Genomic DNA, 18557 nt, shown 5'->3' with positions numbered 1-18557 from the left:
CGGATTAGTTGTGTTGCAGATGACAAGAAAAATTGGAATCATTGGAATGGGACATGTGGGTTCAACGGTTGCACATGGTTTAATTGCACAAGTTCTCTTTGATGAATATGTTTTAATAGATACAAATACTGAAAAAGTTGAAGCAGATGCAATTGATTTCCGTGATGCGATGGCTAATATCAATCATCATGCTCATATAAAGGTTAATGATTATCAAGCCTTAGCCGATGCAGAGATTATTATTTCGGCACTTGGAAATATTGCCCTTCAAGATAATCCTAATGCTGACCGATTTGCAGAATTATCTTTTACTTCTAAAGAAGTGAAGAAAGTTTCTGAAAAGCTAAAAGATGTTGGTTTTTCAGGAATCATTATTGCTATTACAAATCCTGTTGATATGATCACTAGTCTTTATCAGTCTTATACAGGACTTCCAAAAGAGTCTGTAATCGGTACTGGTACCTTACTTGATACTGCTAGAATGAAAAGAGCAGTAGCTGAAAAGTTTGCTATTGATCCTAGATGTGTATATGGTTATAATCTAGGTGAGCATGGCAACTCACAGTTTACTGCTTGGAGTCAAGTGAAAATAAAAGGTAAACCAATCCATCAATTGGCTAGTGAAGAAGAATTGGCAGCCTTGACAGAAGAATCTATCATGGGTGGACATCGTGTCTTCTTTGGTAAGAAATATACAAGTTATGGGATTGCCAGCTCAGCAATCCGATTAGCTTTGGCTGTTGTTTCGGATAGTCATGAAGAACTTGCTGTATCACATTTTAATTCAAAATATGATACTTATTTATCGACTCCAGCAATCATTGGACGTCAGGGAGTTATTGAAGCCATTTATTTAGATTTGACTGAAGAAGAAGAAATGTAACTGAAGAAATCAGCAGATTATATAAAAAGTAAAGTGAAAGATATATTGTAAGTTCAAACCATTTTCATTTGAAAATGGTTTTTTTGTAGCAAATTCTTGAGTGCCAATTTGAATTATGTTACATTTAGAGCAAGAAATCGAGGTATAGATTATGAATACATATGATTATATTGTCATTGGTGGTGGCAGTGCTGGAATCGCTTCTGCTAATCGTGCCGCTATCCATGGTGCCAAAGTTTTATTAATTGAAGCCAACTTAGTTGGTGGCACTTGCGTTAACTTAGGCTGTGTTCCTAAAAAGGTGATGTGGTATGGTGCTCAAGTAGCTGACACCTTAAACACTTATGCTCAAGATTATGGCTTTGATGTCGAGCAGAAAGCTTTTGATTTTGCTACCTTAAAGGCTAATCGTCAAGCTTATATTGATCGGATTCATGCTTCATATCAAAGAGGCTTTCAAAATAATGACGTCGAATTTTTGGAAGGCTACGCAACTTTTCTTGATAAGCACCATGTTCAAGTTACTGACCAAGTTTATTCTGCAGAACATATCTTGATTGCAACGGGTGGACATCCAGTGATTCCTGATCTTCCTGGAGCTAATTATGGCATTACTTCGGATGGTTTCTTTGATTTAGACCAGGCTCCGGAGCGGACCGCCATTGTGGGGGCTGGTTATATTGCTGTTGAAATTGCTGGAGTTTTAAATGCTTTAGGGTCGAAAACGCATTTGCTGGTTCGACATGATCGTCCTTTGCGGGAATTTGATAAAGATATCGTGTCTAGTTTAGTGGAAGAAATGGCTAATACTGGTCTTGATTTAATGACCGAGGCTCACGTCAAATCTGTTACTAAAAATCCTGATCAGTCTTTGACTATTCTCCTAAAAGATGGGAAATCCTTAGAAGTTGATCAACTGATTTGGGCTATTGGACGGAAGCCAAATACAGCTGGTTTTGGTCTTGAAAAATTGGGACTTGAGATGACAGAAGATGGTTATATCAAAACGGATGCTTACGAGAATACGTCGGTAGATGGTATTTACGCTGTTGGCGATATTAATGGGAAATTAGCCTTGACTCCTGTTGCTGTGGCGGCTGGTCGTCGTCTGTCTGAACGTCTTTTCAATGGTAAGACGCATGAAAAATTGGATTATGACAATGTTGCAACAGTTATCTTTAGTCATCCAGCTATTGGGTCTGTTGGTCTTAGTGAGGAAGCTGCTATTGCAAAATATGGATCGGATAATATAAAAACTTATCAGTCTACCTTCACATCCATGTATACTGCTGTGACTAGTCACCGTCAAGTTTGCAAGATGAAGTTAGTGACTTTAGGGCCAGAGGAAAAAATTGTCGGTCTCCATGGTATTGGTTATGGGGTTGACGAAATGATTCAAGGTTTCGCCGTTGCTATTAAAATGGGAGCGACAAAAGCCGATTTTGATAATACCGTTGCCATCCACCCAACGGGTGCCGAAGAATTTGTGACCATGAGATAAGAATAAAAGTCTGAGATTTTTCTCAGACTTTTATGGTGTCGTATTAGTTTGACTGTCACTACTAGAATCTATCACCGGAGCTGTGCTGGTACTTGTATCAGTATTAGCAGCAGGATTTTCCGATGATGAGCTATTTTGGGTATCGATGCTTTCTTGGGGAATAGCAGAGCTAGAACTTGAGCTCGTATCAGTATTACTATCTTGCTTTGAAGAATCCTTTTCGATAATTTTAACAATAGTAGAAGTAGAACTATTAGAATTATCTTTTTTGCTTTCAGTTTCAGGATGTAGCACTTTAGAAATAGTGATGGTAGCAACAATGATACTCAAGATTGAACCAACTAAAGCCAAGGTTTTTTGCAAAGCTGTTAAGCCAGTCTTGATATGTTTACCAGGTGACAAAGTGTTCTTACTTGCTGTTGATTTGTTTTTACGGGAATATTGTGAAGTCATGATTTCTCCTTAATTCTGTTTAAACAGTCAGCATTTTTAAATTTTAAGACAAATGCTAAAAAGTTTCACTTATTAGTATAAGCTTGATGATATGGTAAGTCAATTATTTACCATAGCTCTGCTATCTCTCTCCAACCGATGGATAGGGTTTTAAAAGCAAATGCTAGAATTATCATTCTTTTTCATTTATAGTAATTTGTGTTAGAATAGAGTATTGAAAAAATTGAAGGTGAAAAATGATTTATTTTGATAACTCGGCTACTACAATACCCTATCCAGAGGTTTTGCGTACCTATCAGGAAGTAGCTAGTAAAATTTATGGTAATCCCTCAAGCCTTCATCGCTTAGGGACAAATGCTAGTCGGATACTAAAAGCGTCGCGTCAGCAAATTGCAGAGCTCTTAAACTGCCAAGAAAGTGAGATTTATTTTACTTCCGGTGGTACAGAAAGTGATAACTGGGCTTTAAAAGGGACTGCTTTTGAAAAGAGTGCTTTTGGTAAGCATATTATTGTGTCTGAGATTGAGCATCCTGCCATCAAAGAGACTGCCAAATGGTTGGCTGGTCAAGGATTTGATATTTCTTATGCGCCCGTTACTGATAAAGGATTCGTTGACCTTGAAAAACTCAGCGCTTTGATTCGTCAAGATACTATTTTAGTGTCAATTATGGCAGTAAACAATGAAATTGGTGCTATTCAGCCAATCAAGGCCATTTCACAATTATTAGCTGATAAACCAGGTGTAACTTTCCATGTTGATGCTGTTCAAGCAATAGGAAAAGTAGCTTTAGAAGAGTTTATGACTGAGCGCGTGGACTTAGCTTCTTTTTCAGGGCATAAATTTCACTCTGTAAGAGGCGTTGGAATTCTTTATAAAAAGTCTGGAAAACATATCACACCATTATTACATGGTGGTGGTCAAGAAAGTGACCAAAGATCAACAACAGAAAATCTTGCGGCCATCGCAAGTATGGCTAAGGCCTTAAGAATGACAAGAGAAAAAGAAGAAGCGTCAAACCAACGGATTGCTAAGATGAAAGAACTCATTTATCAAGCTCTCCAAACTTATGATGATGTTCAAATCTTTTCTGGTCAAGAATCTTTTGCACCAAATATTTTAACATTTGGTATTAAAGGTGTTCGTGGAGAAGTCTTAGTCCATGCCTTTGAAGATTATGATATTTACATTTCAACGACAAGTGCATGTTCATCAAAAGCAGGAAAACCAGCAGGGACACTCATTGCTATGGGAGTTCCAGTCAAAGATGCACAGACAGCTGTTAGAATCAGTCTTGATGATGATAATAACATGGCTGAAATTGAGCAATTTCTAACGATTTTTAAACTCATCTACCAAAAAACACAGAAAGTAAGATAAAATGCAGTATTCAGAAATTATGGTTCGCCATGGTGAACTTTCAACTAAAGGCAAAAACCGTATGCGTTTCATTAATAAATTGAAAAGCAATATTCAAGATGTATTGAGCCCTTTTCCACAAGTAACTGTTCGCTCAGACCGTGATCGGACACATGTCTACTTAAACGGTGCAGACTATCAACCAGTTGTAGAGGCTTTGAAATTAGTTTTTGGTATTCAAGCCTTATCACCCGTTTATAAGGTTGAAAAAAATGTCGAAGTACTTAAAAGCTCTGTTCAAGAAATCATGCAGTCCTTGTACAAAGAAGGTATGACCTTTAAAATTTCTAGTAAACGGAGTGACCACCAATTTGAATTAGATAGCCGTGATTTAAATTTAACTTTGGGAAATGCTGTTTTTGATGTTTTACCGCATATCAAAGCTCAAATGAAACAACCTGATGTCAATTTGCAAGTTGAAATTCGTGATGAGGCGGCCTATTTATCTTATGAAAATATTAAAGGTGCAGGTGGTTTACCAGTTGGAACATCAGGAAAAGGCATGCTCATGTTATCTGGGGGAATTGATTCACCAGTAGCAGGTTACTTGGCCTTAAAACGTGGTGTTGATATTGAGGCAGTTCATTTTGCTAGTCCACCTTATACAAGTCCCGGAGCTTTGAAAAAAGCCAAGGATCTAACCAGACGTTTGACCCGTTTTGGTGGTAACATTCAATTTATCGAAGTTCCTTTTACAGAGATTCAAGAAGAGATTAAAGAAAAAGCACCAGAAGCTTATTTAATGACCTTAACTCGTCGATTCATGATGCGAATTACAGATGCCATCCGTCAATCGCGAAATGGCTTAGTCATCATTAATGGAGAAAGCCTTGGTCAAGTTGCCAGTCAAACACTTGAGAGTATGCAAGCTATCAATGCTGTCACTTCGACACCTATTATTAGACCAGTGGTTACAATGGATAAATTAGAAATTATTGATATTGCTGAAAAAATCAATACCTTTGATATTTCTATTCAACCATTTGAAGATTGTTGTACTATATTTGCTCCAGATAGACCAAAAACAAATCCTAAAATTAAAAATGTTGAACAATACGAAAAACGTTTTGATATTGAGGGATTAGTTCAAAGAGCTGTTGCAGGTATTATCGTTTCTGAAATCACTCCTGTTGATGATAGCGATGCCATTGAAGAATTAATTGAAGATATTTTATAAAAAGATTTCCTAGGAAATCTTTTTTTTGTCTATAAGTTGCTTATTAAAAAATGGTATAATGATGAAAAGAGGAGGAGCTGTCATGACAAATAAAAAGAAGTATTTTAAACTGATAACCTCGATTATGAGTTTAATTCTTGCCATCTTAATTTTTGCTTTAATCTATGATTTTTTAGGTTTTCATAAACATGAGGCCCAAACAAAAGCAAAAGAGGATGTGACACAGACAGCTCGGGTTGTCGCAAATGGTGACATCTTGTTACATGATGTTCTCTATGAAAGTGCTGAAGTTAGTCCCAATAAATATGATTTTACTCCCTATTTTGAATATGTTAAAGACAGAATCAGTCAAGCAGATTTGGCCATTGGCGATTATGAAGGAACCATCAGTCCGGATTATCCACTTGCAGGATATCCTCTTTTCAATGCACCAAAAGAGATTGCCAGAGATATAAAGGCAACGGGATATGACGTGGTTGATATTGCACATAACCATATTTTGGATTCTGGTCTAGAGGGCGCACTGAATACTAAAAAAAACTTTAAAAAGTTAGGCATCGACTCTATAGGAATTTATGAAAAAAATCGTAAAACTGAGCCATTTTTAATAAAAGAAGTTAATGGCATTAAAATTGCAATCCTTGGATATGCATATGGTTATAATGGCATGGATGCCAATTTAAGTTCTGAACAATATGAAAAGCATATGTCAGATTTTGATCGGAAGAAGATAAAAGCTGAAATCAAAGAAGCCGAGGAAAAAGCAGATATCACAATCGTGATGCCACAAACAGGGGTTGAATATGCCTTAAAACCTAACGCAGAACAAAAGAAATTATACCGGTCCATGGTTGATTGGGGAGCAGATGTGGTCCTTGGTGGACATCCCCACGTTGTTGAACCAGCGGAGACTATTAAGAAGGGGAAAGAGAAAAAATTCATTATTTATTCCATGGGGAATTTTATTTCTAACCAACGATTAGAGACTTTGGATGATATTTGGACAGAACGTGGGCTCTTAATGGATTTAACTTTTGAGAAAAAAGGTAAGGTAACTAGAATAAAGACAGTTAAAGCGCATCCTACTATGGTTCTAGCTAAACCTAAAGGGACAACTGGTAGAAGTGGTTTTGCTTTGTATAACTATCGTACCTTAGTCTTAGAAGATTTTATCAAGGGAGGAAAATATCGGGATAAAATTGATAAAGAAACCAAAGTAAAAGTTGATACAGCATACAAAGAAATGAATGAGCACGTCAATTTAAAATGGTAAAATAATAGAAATTACTTGCTAAATTAAAAAAGAGTGCTATAATAGTAATGTTGACTAAATGCACATCCTGTGCAACCGCACGAAAATCGTTTAAGTAGAGAAATCTCACGATTCCAGGCGAGTCTTCACAGAGGGAAACCTCGTCAAAATATTTATAGGAGGTGCATCATGAGCACATACGCAATCATCAAAACTGGTGGAAAACAAGTTAAAGTTGAAGTAGGTCAAGCTATCTACGTTGAAAAAATTGACGCTGAAGCTGGCGCAGAAGTAACTTTTAACGAAGTTGTTCTTGTAGGTGGTGACAAAACTGTAGTTGGTACTCCAGTTGTTGAAGGAGCTACTGTTGTTGGAACTGTTGAAAAACAAGGAAAACAAAAGAAAGTTGTTACTTTCAAATACAAACCTAAAAAAGGTAGTCACCGTAAACAAGGTCATCGTCAACCTTACACTAAAGTTGTCATTGACGCAATCAACGCATAATTTAGTCGCATGATTAAAGCAATTTTTACTCGACATCCAGATGGGTCTTTAAACAGTGTCACACTGACAGGGCATGCTGGTAGTGGTGAATATGGCTTTGATATTGTCTGCGCATCTGTAAGTACACTAGCTATTAATTTTGTTAATTCGTTAGAAGTACTGACACATACTGATGCTGACTTACATGTCGATCAGGTTGAAGGTGGGTACATGAAGATTTCAGTCCCACATGACAATCAGGAGAAGGTTCAATTATTATTTGAATCATTTCTTCTAGGAATGACTAATTTGTCTGAAAATTCCTCGGAATTTGTCAAAACAAAGGTCATCTAAATTTAAATTAAGAGAGGAAACAACATTATGTTAAAAATGAATCTTGCTAACTTGCAACTTTTCGCCCACAAAAAAGGTGGAGGTTCTACATCAAACGGACGTGATTCACAAGCTAAACGTCTAGGCGCTAAAGCTGCTGACGGACAAACTGTATCAGGTGGTTCAATTCTTTTCCGTCAACGCGGAACTCATATCTATCCAGGCGTAAACGTTGGCCGTGGTGGTGATGACACACTTTTCGCTAAAGTTGAAGGTGTTGTACGTTTCGAACGTAAAGGTCGCGACAAACGTCAAGTATCTGTATACCCAGTTGCTAAATAATTAAGAAATAGAACTCTCTGCTGGTCGGAGAGTTTTTCTTTTTGCATTTTGGAATTGCTGAGCTGAACTTATGTTTGGCCATGGCATGTCAATAAGTCTTATACGTATAGCTCTTTCCAAATAGGTGCGATTAAAGCGTCTTTTGTGGTATAATAGCTCTTACAGGAAAAAGGATTGATATATGAATATACAACAATTACGCTATGTCGTCGCTATTGCAAATAATGGAACTTTTCGTGAAGCGGCAAGTAAATTATACGTCAGCCAACCAAGTTTGTCAGTGTCAATAAAAGATTTGGAAGAAGAATTAAATTTCAAAATCTTTAACCGGACAACAACTGGTACCGTTTTGACTACGCAGGGTTTGGTTTTCTATGAAAAAGCATTAGAAGTGGTTAAATGTTTTGATTCATTTGAAAAACAATTTTCAGAATCGGAATTTGACCAGAATGAGTTTTCAGTTGCCAGTCAACATTATGATTTCTTAGCACCAATCATCACCGAATTTGCTGAAAAGAACAGTCAAAATAAACGTCTACGTTTATTTGAAACAACAACCATTCAAATATTAGATGAAGTTGCTCAAGGGAATAGTGAAATTGGCATTATCTATTTAAACCTGCAAAACCGTAAAGGCCTTTACCAAAGAATGGAAAAATTAGGCTTGGAATACCAGGAATTAGATAGCTTCCAAACACATGTTTATTTAGGACAGCAGCACCCCCTTGCCAGTAAAGAAAGTGTTAAGATAGCTGAATTGGAAGGTTATCCAGTGGTTAAGTTTACTCAGGAAAAAGACGAGTATCTTTATTATTCAGAAAACTTTGTCAATACAAACGAAACAGGGATTACTTACTATGTCACAGACAGAGCAACCTTGAATGGTATCCTAGAAAGAACGGTAGCTTTTGCGACTGGTTCGGGTTATATTGATCAAGAGTCAGTTAATGCCATAAAAGTTATACCCGTTGAAGATCATTTAGAAAATAAAATGGTCTATGTTAAACGCCAAGATCGCAATCTAACACCTTCAGCCCTAACATTTATCACCTTACTGAAGGAATACTTGGAATCTTATTGTCAGAAAGAGAAAGCATGAAAGCATTAAAATTACTCTTTGTCACAAGCCTCCTCATTATACTGGATCAAGCCAGCAAATGGTGGGTCGTCAAAGAAATCCCATTAAGGGAAGTTAGACCATTTATACCTGGACTTTTTAGTCTTACTTATTTGCAGAATCGCGGAGCAGCCTTTTCCATTTTACAAAACCAACAGTGGTTTTTTACCTTGATGACAATTGCTGTCATCGGCGCTGCTATTATTTATTATTTTAAATCTAAGAACATGACCTTACTGAAAGAAATAGCTTTGCTATTGATTATTTCGGGTGGCATTGGTAATTTTATAGATCGTTTAAGATTATCATATGTGGTCGATATGGTCGATTTAGATTTTATGAACTTTGCCATTTTTAATGTGGCCGATTCTTACCTCTCAGTAGGTGTCTTATTATTAGTGATTGTCTTTTGGAAGGAAGAATAAGCATGGAATTTACAATAGAAGAAGCTGGCCTTCGATTAGACAAAGCTGTTGCTGACGCAACAGAACTTTCTCGAAGTCAAGCAAATGAACAAATTAAAAAAGGACTTGTTTTAGTTAATGGCCAGCCAGCCAAAGCCAAATACAGTGTCCAATTAGGTGATTTGATAACCTATCAAATGCCCGAAGAGGAAATCTTAGAATACCAAGCGGAAGATCTACCTATTGATATTATCTATGAAGATAGTGACCTTGCCATTATCAATAAGTCTCAAGGAATGGTGGTTCATCCATCAGCAGGTCATACCAGTGGAACCTTAGTCAATGCGCTCATGTATAATATCAAGGATTTATCATCCATTAATGGTGTTGTCCGACCTGGTATTGTCCATCGGATTGATAAAGATACCTCAGGTCTTTTAATGGTTGCTAAAAATGATAAGGCTCATCATATTTTAGCTGACGAACTCAAGGCTAAGAAATCCTTACGTAAATATCTAGCTATTGTTCATGGGAATTTACCAAATGATCGTGGCATGATTGAAGCACCAATCGGTCGTAGTGACAAAGACCGAAAAAAACAAGCCATAAGTGTCAAAGGAAAAGATGCTGTTACACGTTTCAATGTCCTAGAACGGTTTGGCGATTATACACTAGTAGAATTAACCTTAGAAACCGGTAGAACCCATCAAATACGGGTTCATATGGCCTACATTGGTCATCCGGTTGCTGGTGACCCTCTTTATGGGCCACGCAAGACCTTAAAAGGGGCTGGTCAATTCTTACACGCGCAAACACTTGGTCTGACTCACCCGAAGTCGGGTGAATTAATGACCTTTACTGCAGAGCCACCTGCGATTTTCTTGAAAACCTTGGATCAGTTACGCAGTCAGGCTGCAAACTAAAGGGTCACAATTTTCAAAAAAAGTTAAAAAATGTCTTGTATTTCAAATTGAATTTTGCTATACTATTAAAAATTTGATATTCCTTTAAAACAGTCCCGTGAGGCTGTCAAGGAGACCAGTCAAGACCGAAGTGTATGCTTTTTCAAGTATGCCATCATTTTGTGGAATCTCCTTGTTCAAGGAGATTTTTTTTTGTCATTTTGAGGAGGTAAAAATGAAGACTAAAGAAATAGTTGATGATGTGACCATGAAAAGGGCCATCACTCGGATAACCTATGAAATTATTGAACGCAATAAGAACTTAGAGAATTTAGTTCTTGCAGGAATTAAGACCAGAGGGGTCCATCTTGCACGCCGTATTCAAGCAAGACTTAAAGAATTAGAAGCTATCGATTTACCAATTGGCGAACTTGATACCAAACCTTTTAGAGATGATATGAAAGTGGAAGAAGATACTACATCAATGCCAGTTGATATTACTGGAAAAGACGTTATATTAATTGATGATGTTCTTTACACTGGACGAACCATTAGAGCGGCCATTGATAACTTAGTGAGTTTGGGAAGACCAGCTCGTGTAAGTTTGGCTGTCTTAGTTGACCGAGGTCACCGGGAACTTCCTATTAGAGCTGACTATGTTGGGAAAAACATTCCAACAAGCAGTATTGAAGAAATTGTCGTTGAAGTAGTCGAAGTTGATGGTCATGATCGTGTGACTATTGTGGATCCATCTTAAGAAAAGGGGAAAAAATGAAAGACGTAATGTATGATGTCGAGGAAATGCCAAAAGCAGGAATTCTCTTTGGCTTATCCTTCCAGCACTTATTTGCCATGTTTGGAGCAACTGTCTTAGTGCCAATCTTGGTTGGAATTGATCCATCAGTCGCACTTTTATCAAGTGGTTTGGGAACTTTAGCTCACTTAACAGTTACAAAATTCAAAATCCCAGCCTATATGGGTTCAAGTTTTGCTTATATTGCAGCCATGCAAATGCTGATGAAAACAGATGGTATCGGAGCTGTTGCTCAAGGAGCAATAACAGGCGGTTTTGTTTACATGATCGTGGCCTTAGTCGTAAAATCAATTGGTAATGATTGGATTGATAAAATCTTACCACCAATTGTCGTTGGACCAATCGTCATGGTTATCGGATTAAGCTTAGCAACCACAGCAGTAAATAGTGTTATGCTAAAAGATGGCAAATATGACCTCATCTACTTACTGATTGGTATGGTAACCCTACTAGCTGTAATCTTCTTCAATATTTACGGTAAGGGGATGGTAGCCATCATCCCAATCCTACTTGGCTTGCTCATCGGTTACGTCTTCGCTTTAATTGTTGGATTAGTAACAGGACATGAAATCATTAACTTCACCCAAGTTGCACAAGCTAAGTGGTTCAGTGTTCCAAGCGTCTCAATCCCATTCTTATCATATGGATTCAAATTATACCCTAGCGCAATCTTAACCATGGCCCCAATCGCCTTTGTAACCATGACAGAACACTTTGGACACGTTATGGTTCTAAACAGCCTAACAAATCGTGACTATTTCAAAGATCCAGGCCTAGATAAAACCCTCACAGGAGATGGCTTGGCACAAATTGTTGCCGGTTTCCTAGGTGCTCCTCCAGTAACATCCTACGGTGAAAACATCGGTGTTATGGCCCTTAATAAAATTTTTTCAGTCTATGTTATCGCAGGTGCAGCAGTTATTGCATCCCTACTGAGCTTTGTCGGAAAAATTTCAGCTCTCATCCAATCAATTCCATCACCTGTTATCGGAGGTATCTCAGTAGCCCTCTTCGGAGTTATCGCTTCAAGTGGTCTCAAGATACTGATTGAATCAAAAGTTGATTTGGATAGTAAGAAAAACCTCCTCATTTCCAGTGTCATTCTTGTATCTGGTATTGGTGGATTAATGTTACAAGTTAAAGGATTACAAATTTCTGGTGTTGCCTTCTCAACGCTTTTGGGAATTATCCTTTACCAAATCTTACCTGAAAATAAATAACCGTTAAACAAATCTTCATAGATAGCAAAATGAAAAGGGGAAATAATATGTCAGTCATCAATAATCAGGTCGCAGTTAGCAATTTAGTATCAATGGAAATGCTAAGCAATGAAGAAGTCTTAGCTTTAATCAAAAGAGGTTCCGAATTTAAAGCAAGTAAAGTTGAACTTCCTGACTATTCATCGATTTTCACAACTAATCTCTTCTTTGAAAACTCAACACGGACACATAAATCCTTTGAAGTTGCCGAAAGAAGATTAGGGATGCATGTCATTGATTTTAATACGGATACTAGCTCAGTGAAAAAAGGTGAAACCTTATATGATACAGTCTTGACAATGAGTGCACTCGGAGTTGAAGTTTGTGTCATCCGCCATCCAGAAGTTGATTACTATAAAGAACTGATTGATAGCTCAACCATTACCGCATCTATTGTCAATGGTGGTGATGGCTCTGGACAACACCCAAGTCAATGTCTGCTTGATTTGATGACTATTTATGAAGAATATGGCCATTTTGATGGTTTAAAAATCTGTATTGCAGGTGATTTAACACACTCTCGCGTTGCTAAATCAAATATGCAAATTTTGAAACGCTTAGGAGCAGAAATTTATTTCGCAGGTCCAGATGAATGGTATTCAGAAGAATTTGAGGCTTATGGACAATATAAAGCCATTGATGACATGATCGAAGACTTGGATGTACTCATGCTCTTACGTGTCCAACATGAACGTCACAATGGCTCAGCTGGTTTTTCAAAAGAAGACTATCATAGAACATTTGGTCTTACTGAAGAACGTTATAGCAAATTAAAAGATTCAGCTATTATCATGCACCCAGCCCCTGTTAACCGTGACGCCGAAATTGCGGACTCGCTTGTAGAAGCCCCTAAAGCAAGAATAGTTGCCCAAATGGAAAATGGCGTATACGTTAGAATGGCAATGTTAGAAGCCATCATGAATGGACGTCATTTGGAAAAATAAGAGGTATTATTGTAATAAATAATAGGCCTCCAATCTCCAAGATATTATTTAGGAACTAAAAGAAGTTGAACTAATTCCTAGGGATTGGTTCTTTTTTATTTATGTGGCTTTTAGTCTGTTTCACTCCGAAGGTGTGAAACAAAAACCACCCGCTATGGGGGTGCGCATCAAAGGTTATACCCAAAAAACTCCTAACGCGATACAATAGCTGAAGGATTTTACGTAAGTACTGTAGAACATAATGAAGCCACAAGAAAGAAATAGATTCAAGATCAGGAGAAACATGATATCGCACTAGATAAATTAAGTGTAAAAGAATATGCAATCTCTTTAGGGATAGTAGCAAGTAATACAAGCACCTTTTTGAGAGGCATGTTATGAGTCAAAAGTAATATGGATTGAACAAAGTGAAAATAACCGCCTTTAGACGCTGGCTTGTATTCTGGGCTTATAATGATTACAAAAGTGTAAGCTCATCGCTCTTCAAAAGAAGTAAAATGAGAATATAAGGTACTTCATTAAATTAATTGGAAAAAAATTGGAATTAACTTGACAGACATCATAAAAGGTTATATACTTGTCTTATATGATTAATACAATACAAAAAATGAATAGGAGACCATCATGGCTAGAAGAAAAAAAGGTCAAATGACAAAAAGAACAAAGATGATTATAGCAGGAGCTGTTGTTGCCTCCCTTGTATTAATTGGTGGTATTCTTTATTTCCAACAGCAAAACCAGCAAGCAAATAATAAAGAAAAAGAATCTTATTCTGCTGTTAATGTTAAAGAAGGAAGTATCGCTTCGACTATTTTACTTTCTGGTAATGTCAAAGCACTTTCTGAAGAATACATTTATTTTGATCAAGCTAAAGGTAGTGATGCAGAGGTTGTTGTCAAAGTCGGTGATAAAGTAACTGAAGGTCAACAATTAGTACAATATAACACGACAAATGCACAAGCAGCCTATGATACAGCAGTTCGTCAATTGAATAAAGTTGGTCGTCAAATTAACTACCTACAAACATATGGAAGCCCTATGTCAGGGCAAACAACTGAGGCAAGCGGTCCTACAAATGGTCAAGAAGGTGGGCAGGCGGTAGCCCAAGCTCCTGTTCAAGAAGCAAATGCTTCATATAGCCAACAGTTACAAGATTTGAACGATGCCTATGCTGATGCTCAAGCAGAAGTCAATAAAGCGCAAGAGGCTTTAAATCAAACTGTTGTTACCAGTAGCCATGAGGGAACTGTTGTTGAGGTTAATAACGATGTAGACCCGTCTTCTAAAACGAGTCAAACGCTTGTTCATGTTGTTTCTGAAGGGCAATTACAAGTTAAAGGTAGTTTAACAGAATATGATTTAGCAACGATTAAAGTTGGCCAAGCGGTTAAAATTAAATCCAAAGTTTATTCTGATAAGTCTTGGGATGGCAAAATTTCTTACATCTCTAATTATCCTAGTGATAAAAATGCTTCCGCTGGTGAAGCCGGACAGTCAGCGTCTAGCTCAGCTGCCGCAAGCTATGACTATAAAGTCGATATTACCAGCCCATTAGATCAATTAAAACAGGGATTTACCGTAACCGTAGAAATCCTTAACCAAGATAAACATACTTTGGTTCCTGTCAATGCTAGTTTTAAGGAAAAAGGTAAAACTTATGTTTGGACCTATGATGATGCGAGCTCTAAGGTAACTAAGACAGAAGTGACTTTGGGAAATTCTGACGCAAAAAGTCAAGAAATTTTAACTGGGCTTAAAGTAGGACAAATTGTCATTTCAAATCCAGATAAATCTATCAAAGACGGTAAAAAGCTTGAGAGAATTATCTCTGAAGATACCAACAAAAAATCTAATTAAATAGAAACCTGAGGTGATATTGGGTGACATTAGAAATGAAAGAACTAATTAAATTAGTTAATATCAATAAGACTTATCAAAATGGAGACCAGGAATTGAGAGTGCTTAAGGATATTAATTTACAAGTGAATGAGGGTGAATTTCTTGCCATTATGGGTCCCTCTGGATCTGGGAAATCAACTTTGATGAATATCATAGGTTTACTTGACCGTCCGACTGAAGGAGATTATTGGTTGAATGGAAATGAAGTCGATCAATTAAGTGACCGAAATTTGGCAAGTGTTCGTAATGCAGAAATTGGGTTTGTTTTCCAACAGTTTTTCCTGCTTTCAAAATTGAATGCCTTACAGAATGTTGAGCTACCGCTCATCTACGCAGGTATTGGTGTCTCTAAAAGAAGAAATCTGGCCATGCAATATTTGGAAAAAGTGGATTTGCAAAAGCGTATGAAGCATCTACCTTCAGAATTATCAGGTGGTCAGAAGCAAAGAGTTGCCATTGCGCGTGCCTTAGTAAATAATCCGTCTATTATTTTAGCAGACGAACCAACAGGAGCCTTGGATACCAAGACTGGTGAGCAGATAATGGAACTTCTTACCAATCTTAATAAAGAAGGAAAAACGATTATTATGGTTACTCATGAGCCGGATATTGCTGATTTTGCGACTCGTAAAATCGTTATTCGTGATGGTCAAATTACAGCGGATACTACTGAAAGTGTCCGGATAGAATAGGAGGAATTCTATGGAAAATTGGAAATTCGCCCTGAGTTCTATCTGGGGGCATAAAATGCGGTCACTCTTGACCATGTTAGGGATTATCATTGGTGTTTCTGCCGTTGTTATTATCATGGGTTTGGGGAATGCAATGAAGGATAGTGTTACCGACTCTTTTTCAAACAATCAAAAAGAAGTACGCCTTTATTTTAAGTCCAATGATGAAAAATCAGATGATCCTTATGCAAGTTTTTATATTCAGGAAGATACAAATCAAGTCAAAAATGAATGGCTTGAGCAAATTGTAAAAAATATTGATGGTATTGACTCTTATTATTTTACCAACAATACGACTGCTGAAATCTCCTTTGGTAAGAAAAAAATGAAGGATGTAAGCATTACAGGTGCTAGTAAAGACTACTTCAAAATCAAGAAATATAATATTGTTGCCGGTCGTAAATTAACTGATGAAGATTACAGTAATTTTTCTCGAATTATTGTTATCGATAATAATCTCTCCAATAAGCTATTTGGAGAGAATAAGTATAAGCAAGCCTTAAATAAAGTCGTAACGGTCAATAATAAAGATTATTTAGTTGTTGGTGTCTATAAGACGGATATGGCTGCTGTTTCGATGGGTGGTATGGAAATTGGCGGTGCAGTTATGGCTAATACTCAAGTTGCATCAGAATTTCAAGTTGATGAAGTTGGACAAATCTATGTTCATGTCGAAGATGTCAAACGCAGTACTGATTTAGGGAAAAAAGCTGCAAAAATGTTAACCAATATTTCCCATGTAAAAGGTGGACATTATACAATTCCTGATAATAGTGCTATTATTAATGATATAAACACTCAGTTTGGAATTATGACGACAGTTATTGGTTCTATTGCTGGGATATCCCTGCTTGTTGGTGGTATTGGTGTTATGAACATCATGTTGGTATCTGTTACCGAGCGGACTCGTGAAATAGGTTTGCGTAAAGCTCTTGGAGCAACCCGTGGAAAGATACTAACACAGTTTCTAATTGAATCAGTTGTCTTAACTATTCTCGGGGGTCTGATTGGTCTTTTATTTGCATGGTCCATTGTCGGTGTTTTAGGCAATGCATTGCAATTAAAAGGAGCATCAGTCTCAATTGATGTGGCTCTCATTGCCATTGTCTTCTCCGCAACCATCGGTATCATCTTTGGACTTTTACCGGCCAACAAAGCAAGTAAATTAAACCCGATTGAGGCTTTGCGTTATGAATAATTACGGTCCCAAACATGAACGTTTAAAGAAAGTATTTCGGATGATTGGACTTTTTTCAATCATCTTATCCGTTCTCTTGGTGTCCTATCTGATTGGAAAACTGGATATCTTCCATAATCCAACAATTTTATCGCAGATGATTAAAAATCACATTTTTTGGGGTTCTTTAGTCTTCTTTTGTTTTCAAATATTTCAAGTGGTTGTACCCATTGTACCAGGTGGTATTACTACTGTAGTTGGTTTTTTGACTTTCGGACCATTCTTAGGATTTTTCTTAAATACCTTAGGAATTTTTTTGGGATCAGCAATTCTCTTCTTATTAGTTAGAAAATATGGACGTCCTTTCGTTGCTTTATTTATTAATGATGATCAAATGGAGAAGTATGAAAGAAAGTTAGCTTCAAAGACTTATGAACGCTTCTTTATATTAAATATGCTATCACCCATCGCACCAGCTGATATCATGATTATGATTACAGGACTTAGTCGTATCAGTTTTAAGCGATTTATCTTAATTGTGGTTATTTGTCGTCCAATATCTATTATTCTCTATTCTTATTTTTGGATTTATGGGGGACATTTGCTGAGTCTTTTATAGGCAAAAGTGGAAGCAAAAAAAAACTTTGTCTGTCAAGAAAAAAACTTGACAGCTTAAGAGAGTCGTAGTATACTAGATAAAGTGAGAAATGACTTTGTGCTTTCTCGATAATACTAAATAAGAAAAGAGACATTATAAAATGGCAGTAAAAATCCGTTTAACTCGTATGGGTTCTAAGAAAAAACCTTTCTACCGTATCAACATTGCAGATTCACGTTCACCTCGTGATGGACGTTTCATCGAAACTGTTGGAACATACAATCCATTAGTAACTGAAAATCAAGTAACTCTTAAAGAAGATCGTATTCTTGATTGGTTAGCTAAAGGTGCACAACCTTCTGATACAGTTCGTAACCTTCTTTCAAAAGAAGGCGTTATGACTAAATTCCACGAACAAAAATTCTCTAAATAATAAAAGCCTATGGATACCATTGAAAATCTCATTATCGCCATTGTGAAACCCTTGATTTCACAACCTGACAATCTTACCATTAAAATTGAAGATACTCCAGATTTCCTAGAGTACCATCTTGACTTGGATGCTCAAGACATCGGTCGTGTTATCGGAAAAAAAGGTCGTACCATTACAGCGATAAGATCGATTGTTTATTCGGTTCCAACTCAAGGAAAAAAAGTCAGACTTGTCATTGATGAGAAGTAAGACCTTAAAAGCCTTAGATATAAAAATCTAAGGCTTTTTTGCTATTGACCAATGTTTGAATCAATGATAAAATAGCTCTATAAACTTAACTGGTTAATTATTTAAAACTATATAATTAACCAGTTAATTATTAGAAGGGGTAAAGATGAAAAATTCACGTCATATTAATTCAGCTATTATTAGTCTAG

The 18557-nt window shown here is 36.9% G+C and carries 21 protein-coding genes, 1 pseudogene and 1 other annotated feature; of the genes and pseudogenes, 21 read left to right on the top strand and 1 reads right to left on the bottom strand.

Annotation, left to right across the window (positions count from 1 at the left end; all coding sequences use genetic code 11):
- Positions 1-19: 19 nt before the first annotated feature.
- A complete protein-coding gene (locus A9Q68_RS03570; RefSeq protein ID WP_071793722.1) occupies positions 20-883 on the top strand; it encodes a lactate/malate family dehydrogenase in 864 nt (287 codons plus the stop codon).
- Between the two features lie 148 nt (positions 884-1031).
- The gene (gene gorA, locus A9Q68_RS03565; protein WP_206281796.1) at positions 1032-2384 is read left to right on the top strand and encodes a glutathione-disulfide reductase; all 1353 of its coding nucleotides are present in this window, start codon (positions 1032-1034) and stop codon (positions 2382-2384) included.
- Between the two features lie 30 nt (positions 2385-2414).
- Here gorA and A9Q68_RS03560 read toward each other — a convergent pair whose 3' ends face one another.
- Positions 2415-2837, bottom strand: coding sequence for a DUF6556 family protein (locus A9Q68_RS03560; RefSeq protein ID WP_071793313.1), 423 nt, complete (start codon positions 2835-2837; stop codon positions 2415-2417).
- Between the two features lie 236 nt (positions 2838-3073).
- On the opposite strand from A9Q68_RS03560, the gene A9Q68_RS03555 reads away from it, so the two are divergent.
- The 19 genes and pseudogenes from A9Q68_RS03555 (at position 3074) to A9Q68_RS03470 (ending at position 18369) form a co-directional block, all read left to right on the top strand.
- Positions 3074-4216 carry a cysteine desulfurase family protein gene (locus A9Q68_RS03555; RefSeq protein WP_071793312.1) on the top strand — a complete coding sequence of 381 codons (1143 nt, stop codon included), beginning with the start codon at positions 3074-3076 and terminating at the stop codon, positions 4214-4216.
- A gap of 1 nt (position 4217) precedes the next feature.
- Positions 4218-5432, top strand: a complete 1215-nt coding sequence (gene thiI / locus A9Q68_RS03550) for a tRNA uracil 4-sulfurtransferase ThiI (RefSeq protein WP_071793311.1) — start codon at positions 4218-4220, stop codon at positions 5430-5432.
- Between the two features lie 82 nt (positions 5433-5514).
- Positions 5515-6705, top strand: coding sequence for a CapA family protein (locus A9Q68_RS03545; RefSeq protein WP_071793310.1), 1191 nt, complete (start codon positions 5515-5517; stop codon positions 6703-6705).
- 63 nt (positions 6706-6768) lie between these two features.
- Positions 6769-6840, top strand: a sequence feature (ribosomal protein L21 leader region).
- A gap of 33 nt (positions 6841-6873) precedes the next feature.
- Positions 6874-7188: a 50S ribosomal protein L21 gene (gene rplU / locus A9Q68_RS03540; RefSeq protein ID WP_071793309.1), complete on the top strand. Its 315-nt coding sequence runs from the start codon at positions 6874-6876 to the stop codon at positions 7186-7188.
- A 9-nt stretch (positions 7189-7197) separates the two neighbouring features.
- Entirely contained in the window at positions 7198-7521 is a 324-nt protein-coding gene (locus tag A9Q68_RS03535) for a ribosomal-processing cysteine protease Prp (RefSeq protein ID WP_071793308.1), read from the top strand.
- Positions 7522-7548: 27 nt separating this feature from the next.
- Entirely contained in the window at positions 7549-7842 is a 294-nt protein-coding gene (gene rpmA, locus A9Q68_RS03530) for a 50S ribosomal protein L27 (RefSeq protein WP_003082817.1), read from the top strand.
- Between the two features lie 181 nt (positions 7843-8023).
- A complete protein-coding gene (locus tag A9Q68_RS03525; protein WP_071793307.1) occupies positions 8024-8941 on the top strand; it encodes a LysR family transcriptional regulator in 918 nt (305 codons plus the stop codon).
- Complete coding sequence (gene lspA, locus A9Q68_RS03520) at positions 8938-9384, top strand: signal peptidase II (RefSeq protein WP_071793306.1); 447 nt, start codon at positions 8938-8940, stop codon at positions 9382-9384. Before A9Q68_RS03525 ends, lspA begins: the two co-directional genes overlap by 4 nt.
- 2 nt (positions 9385-9386) lie before the next feature.
- Positions 9387-10286 (top strand): RluA family pseudouridine synthase, encoded by a 900-nt coding sequence (locus tag A9Q68_RS03515; protein ID WP_071793305.1) that lies wholly within the window; start codon positions 9387-9389, stop codon positions 10284-10286.
- Between the two features lie 214 nt (positions 10287-10500).
- Positions 10501-11022, top strand: coding sequence for a bifunctional pyr operon transcriptional regulator/uracil phosphoribosyltransferase PyrR (gene pyrR / locus A9Q68_RS03510; protein WP_071793304.1), 522 nt, complete (start codon positions 10501-10503; stop codon positions 11020-11022).
- Positions 11023-11036: 14 nt separating this feature from the next.
- The gene (locus A9Q68_RS03505) at positions 11037-12299 is read left to right on the top strand and encodes a uracil-xanthine permease family protein (RefSeq protein WP_071793303.1); all 1263 of its coding nucleotides are present in this window, start codon (positions 11037-11039) and stop codon (positions 12297-12299) included.
- Positions 12300-12346: 47 nt separating this feature from the next.
- Positions 12347-13282 carry an aspartate carbamoyltransferase catalytic subunit gene (locus tag A9Q68_RS03500; RefSeq protein ID WP_071793302.1) on the top strand — a complete coding sequence of 312 codons (936 nt, stop codon included), beginning with the start codon at positions 12347-12349 and terminating at the stop codon, positions 13280-13282.
- Positions 13283-13489: 207 nt separating this feature from the next.
- Positions 13490-13632, top strand: a pseudogene (locus A9Q68_RS10950) (IS200/IS605 family transposase); the annotation flags it as partial.
- Between the two features lie 274 nt (positions 13633-13906).
- Positions 13907-15139: an efflux RND transporter periplasmic adaptor subunit gene (locus A9Q68_RS03495; protein ID WP_071793301.1), complete on the top strand. Its 1233-nt coding sequence runs from the start codon at positions 13907-13909 to the stop codon at positions 15137-15139.
- A gap of 35 nt (positions 15140-15174) precedes the next feature.
- Entirely contained in the window at positions 15175-15873 is a 699-nt protein-coding gene (locus A9Q68_RS03490; protein WP_083426032.1) for an ABC transporter ATP-binding protein, read from the top strand.
- Positions 15874-15883: 10 nt separating this feature from the next.
- Positions 15884-17110, top strand: a complete 1227-nt coding sequence (locus tag A9Q68_RS03485) for an ABC transporter permease (RefSeq protein WP_071793299.1) — start codon at positions 15884-15886, stop codon at positions 17108-17110.
- Entirely contained in the window at positions 17103-17708 is a 606-nt protein-coding gene (locus A9Q68_RS03480) for a TVP38/TMEM64 family protein (protein ID WP_071793298.1), read from the top strand. The genes A9Q68_RS03485 and A9Q68_RS03480 overlap by 8 nt, the downstream gene beginning before the upstream one ends.
- A 139-nt stretch (positions 17709-17847) precedes the next feature.
- Positions 17848-18120, top strand: coding sequence for a 30S ribosomal protein S16 (rpsP, locus tag A9Q68_RS03475; RefSeq protein WP_071793297.1), 273 nt, complete (start codon positions 17848-17850; stop codon positions 18118-18120).
- A gap of 9 nt (positions 18121-18129) precedes the next feature.
- The gene (locus A9Q68_RS03470) at positions 18130-18369 is read left to right on the top strand and encodes a KH domain-containing protein (protein WP_003082623.1); all 240 of its coding nucleotides are present in this window, start codon (positions 18130-18132) and stop codon (positions 18367-18369) included.
- Positions 18370-18557 lie beyond the last annotated feature (188 nt).

Origin of the sequence: Streptococcus bovimastitidis, from assembly GCF_001885095.1 — a bacterium.
Classification (GTDB): domain Bacteria; phylum Bacillota; class Bacilli; order Lactobacillales; family Streptococcaceae; genus Streptococcus; species Streptococcus bovimastitidis.
The sequence above is the reverse complement of the archived record's forward strand: the minus strand, read 5'-3'. Positions and strand labels throughout refer to the sequence as shown.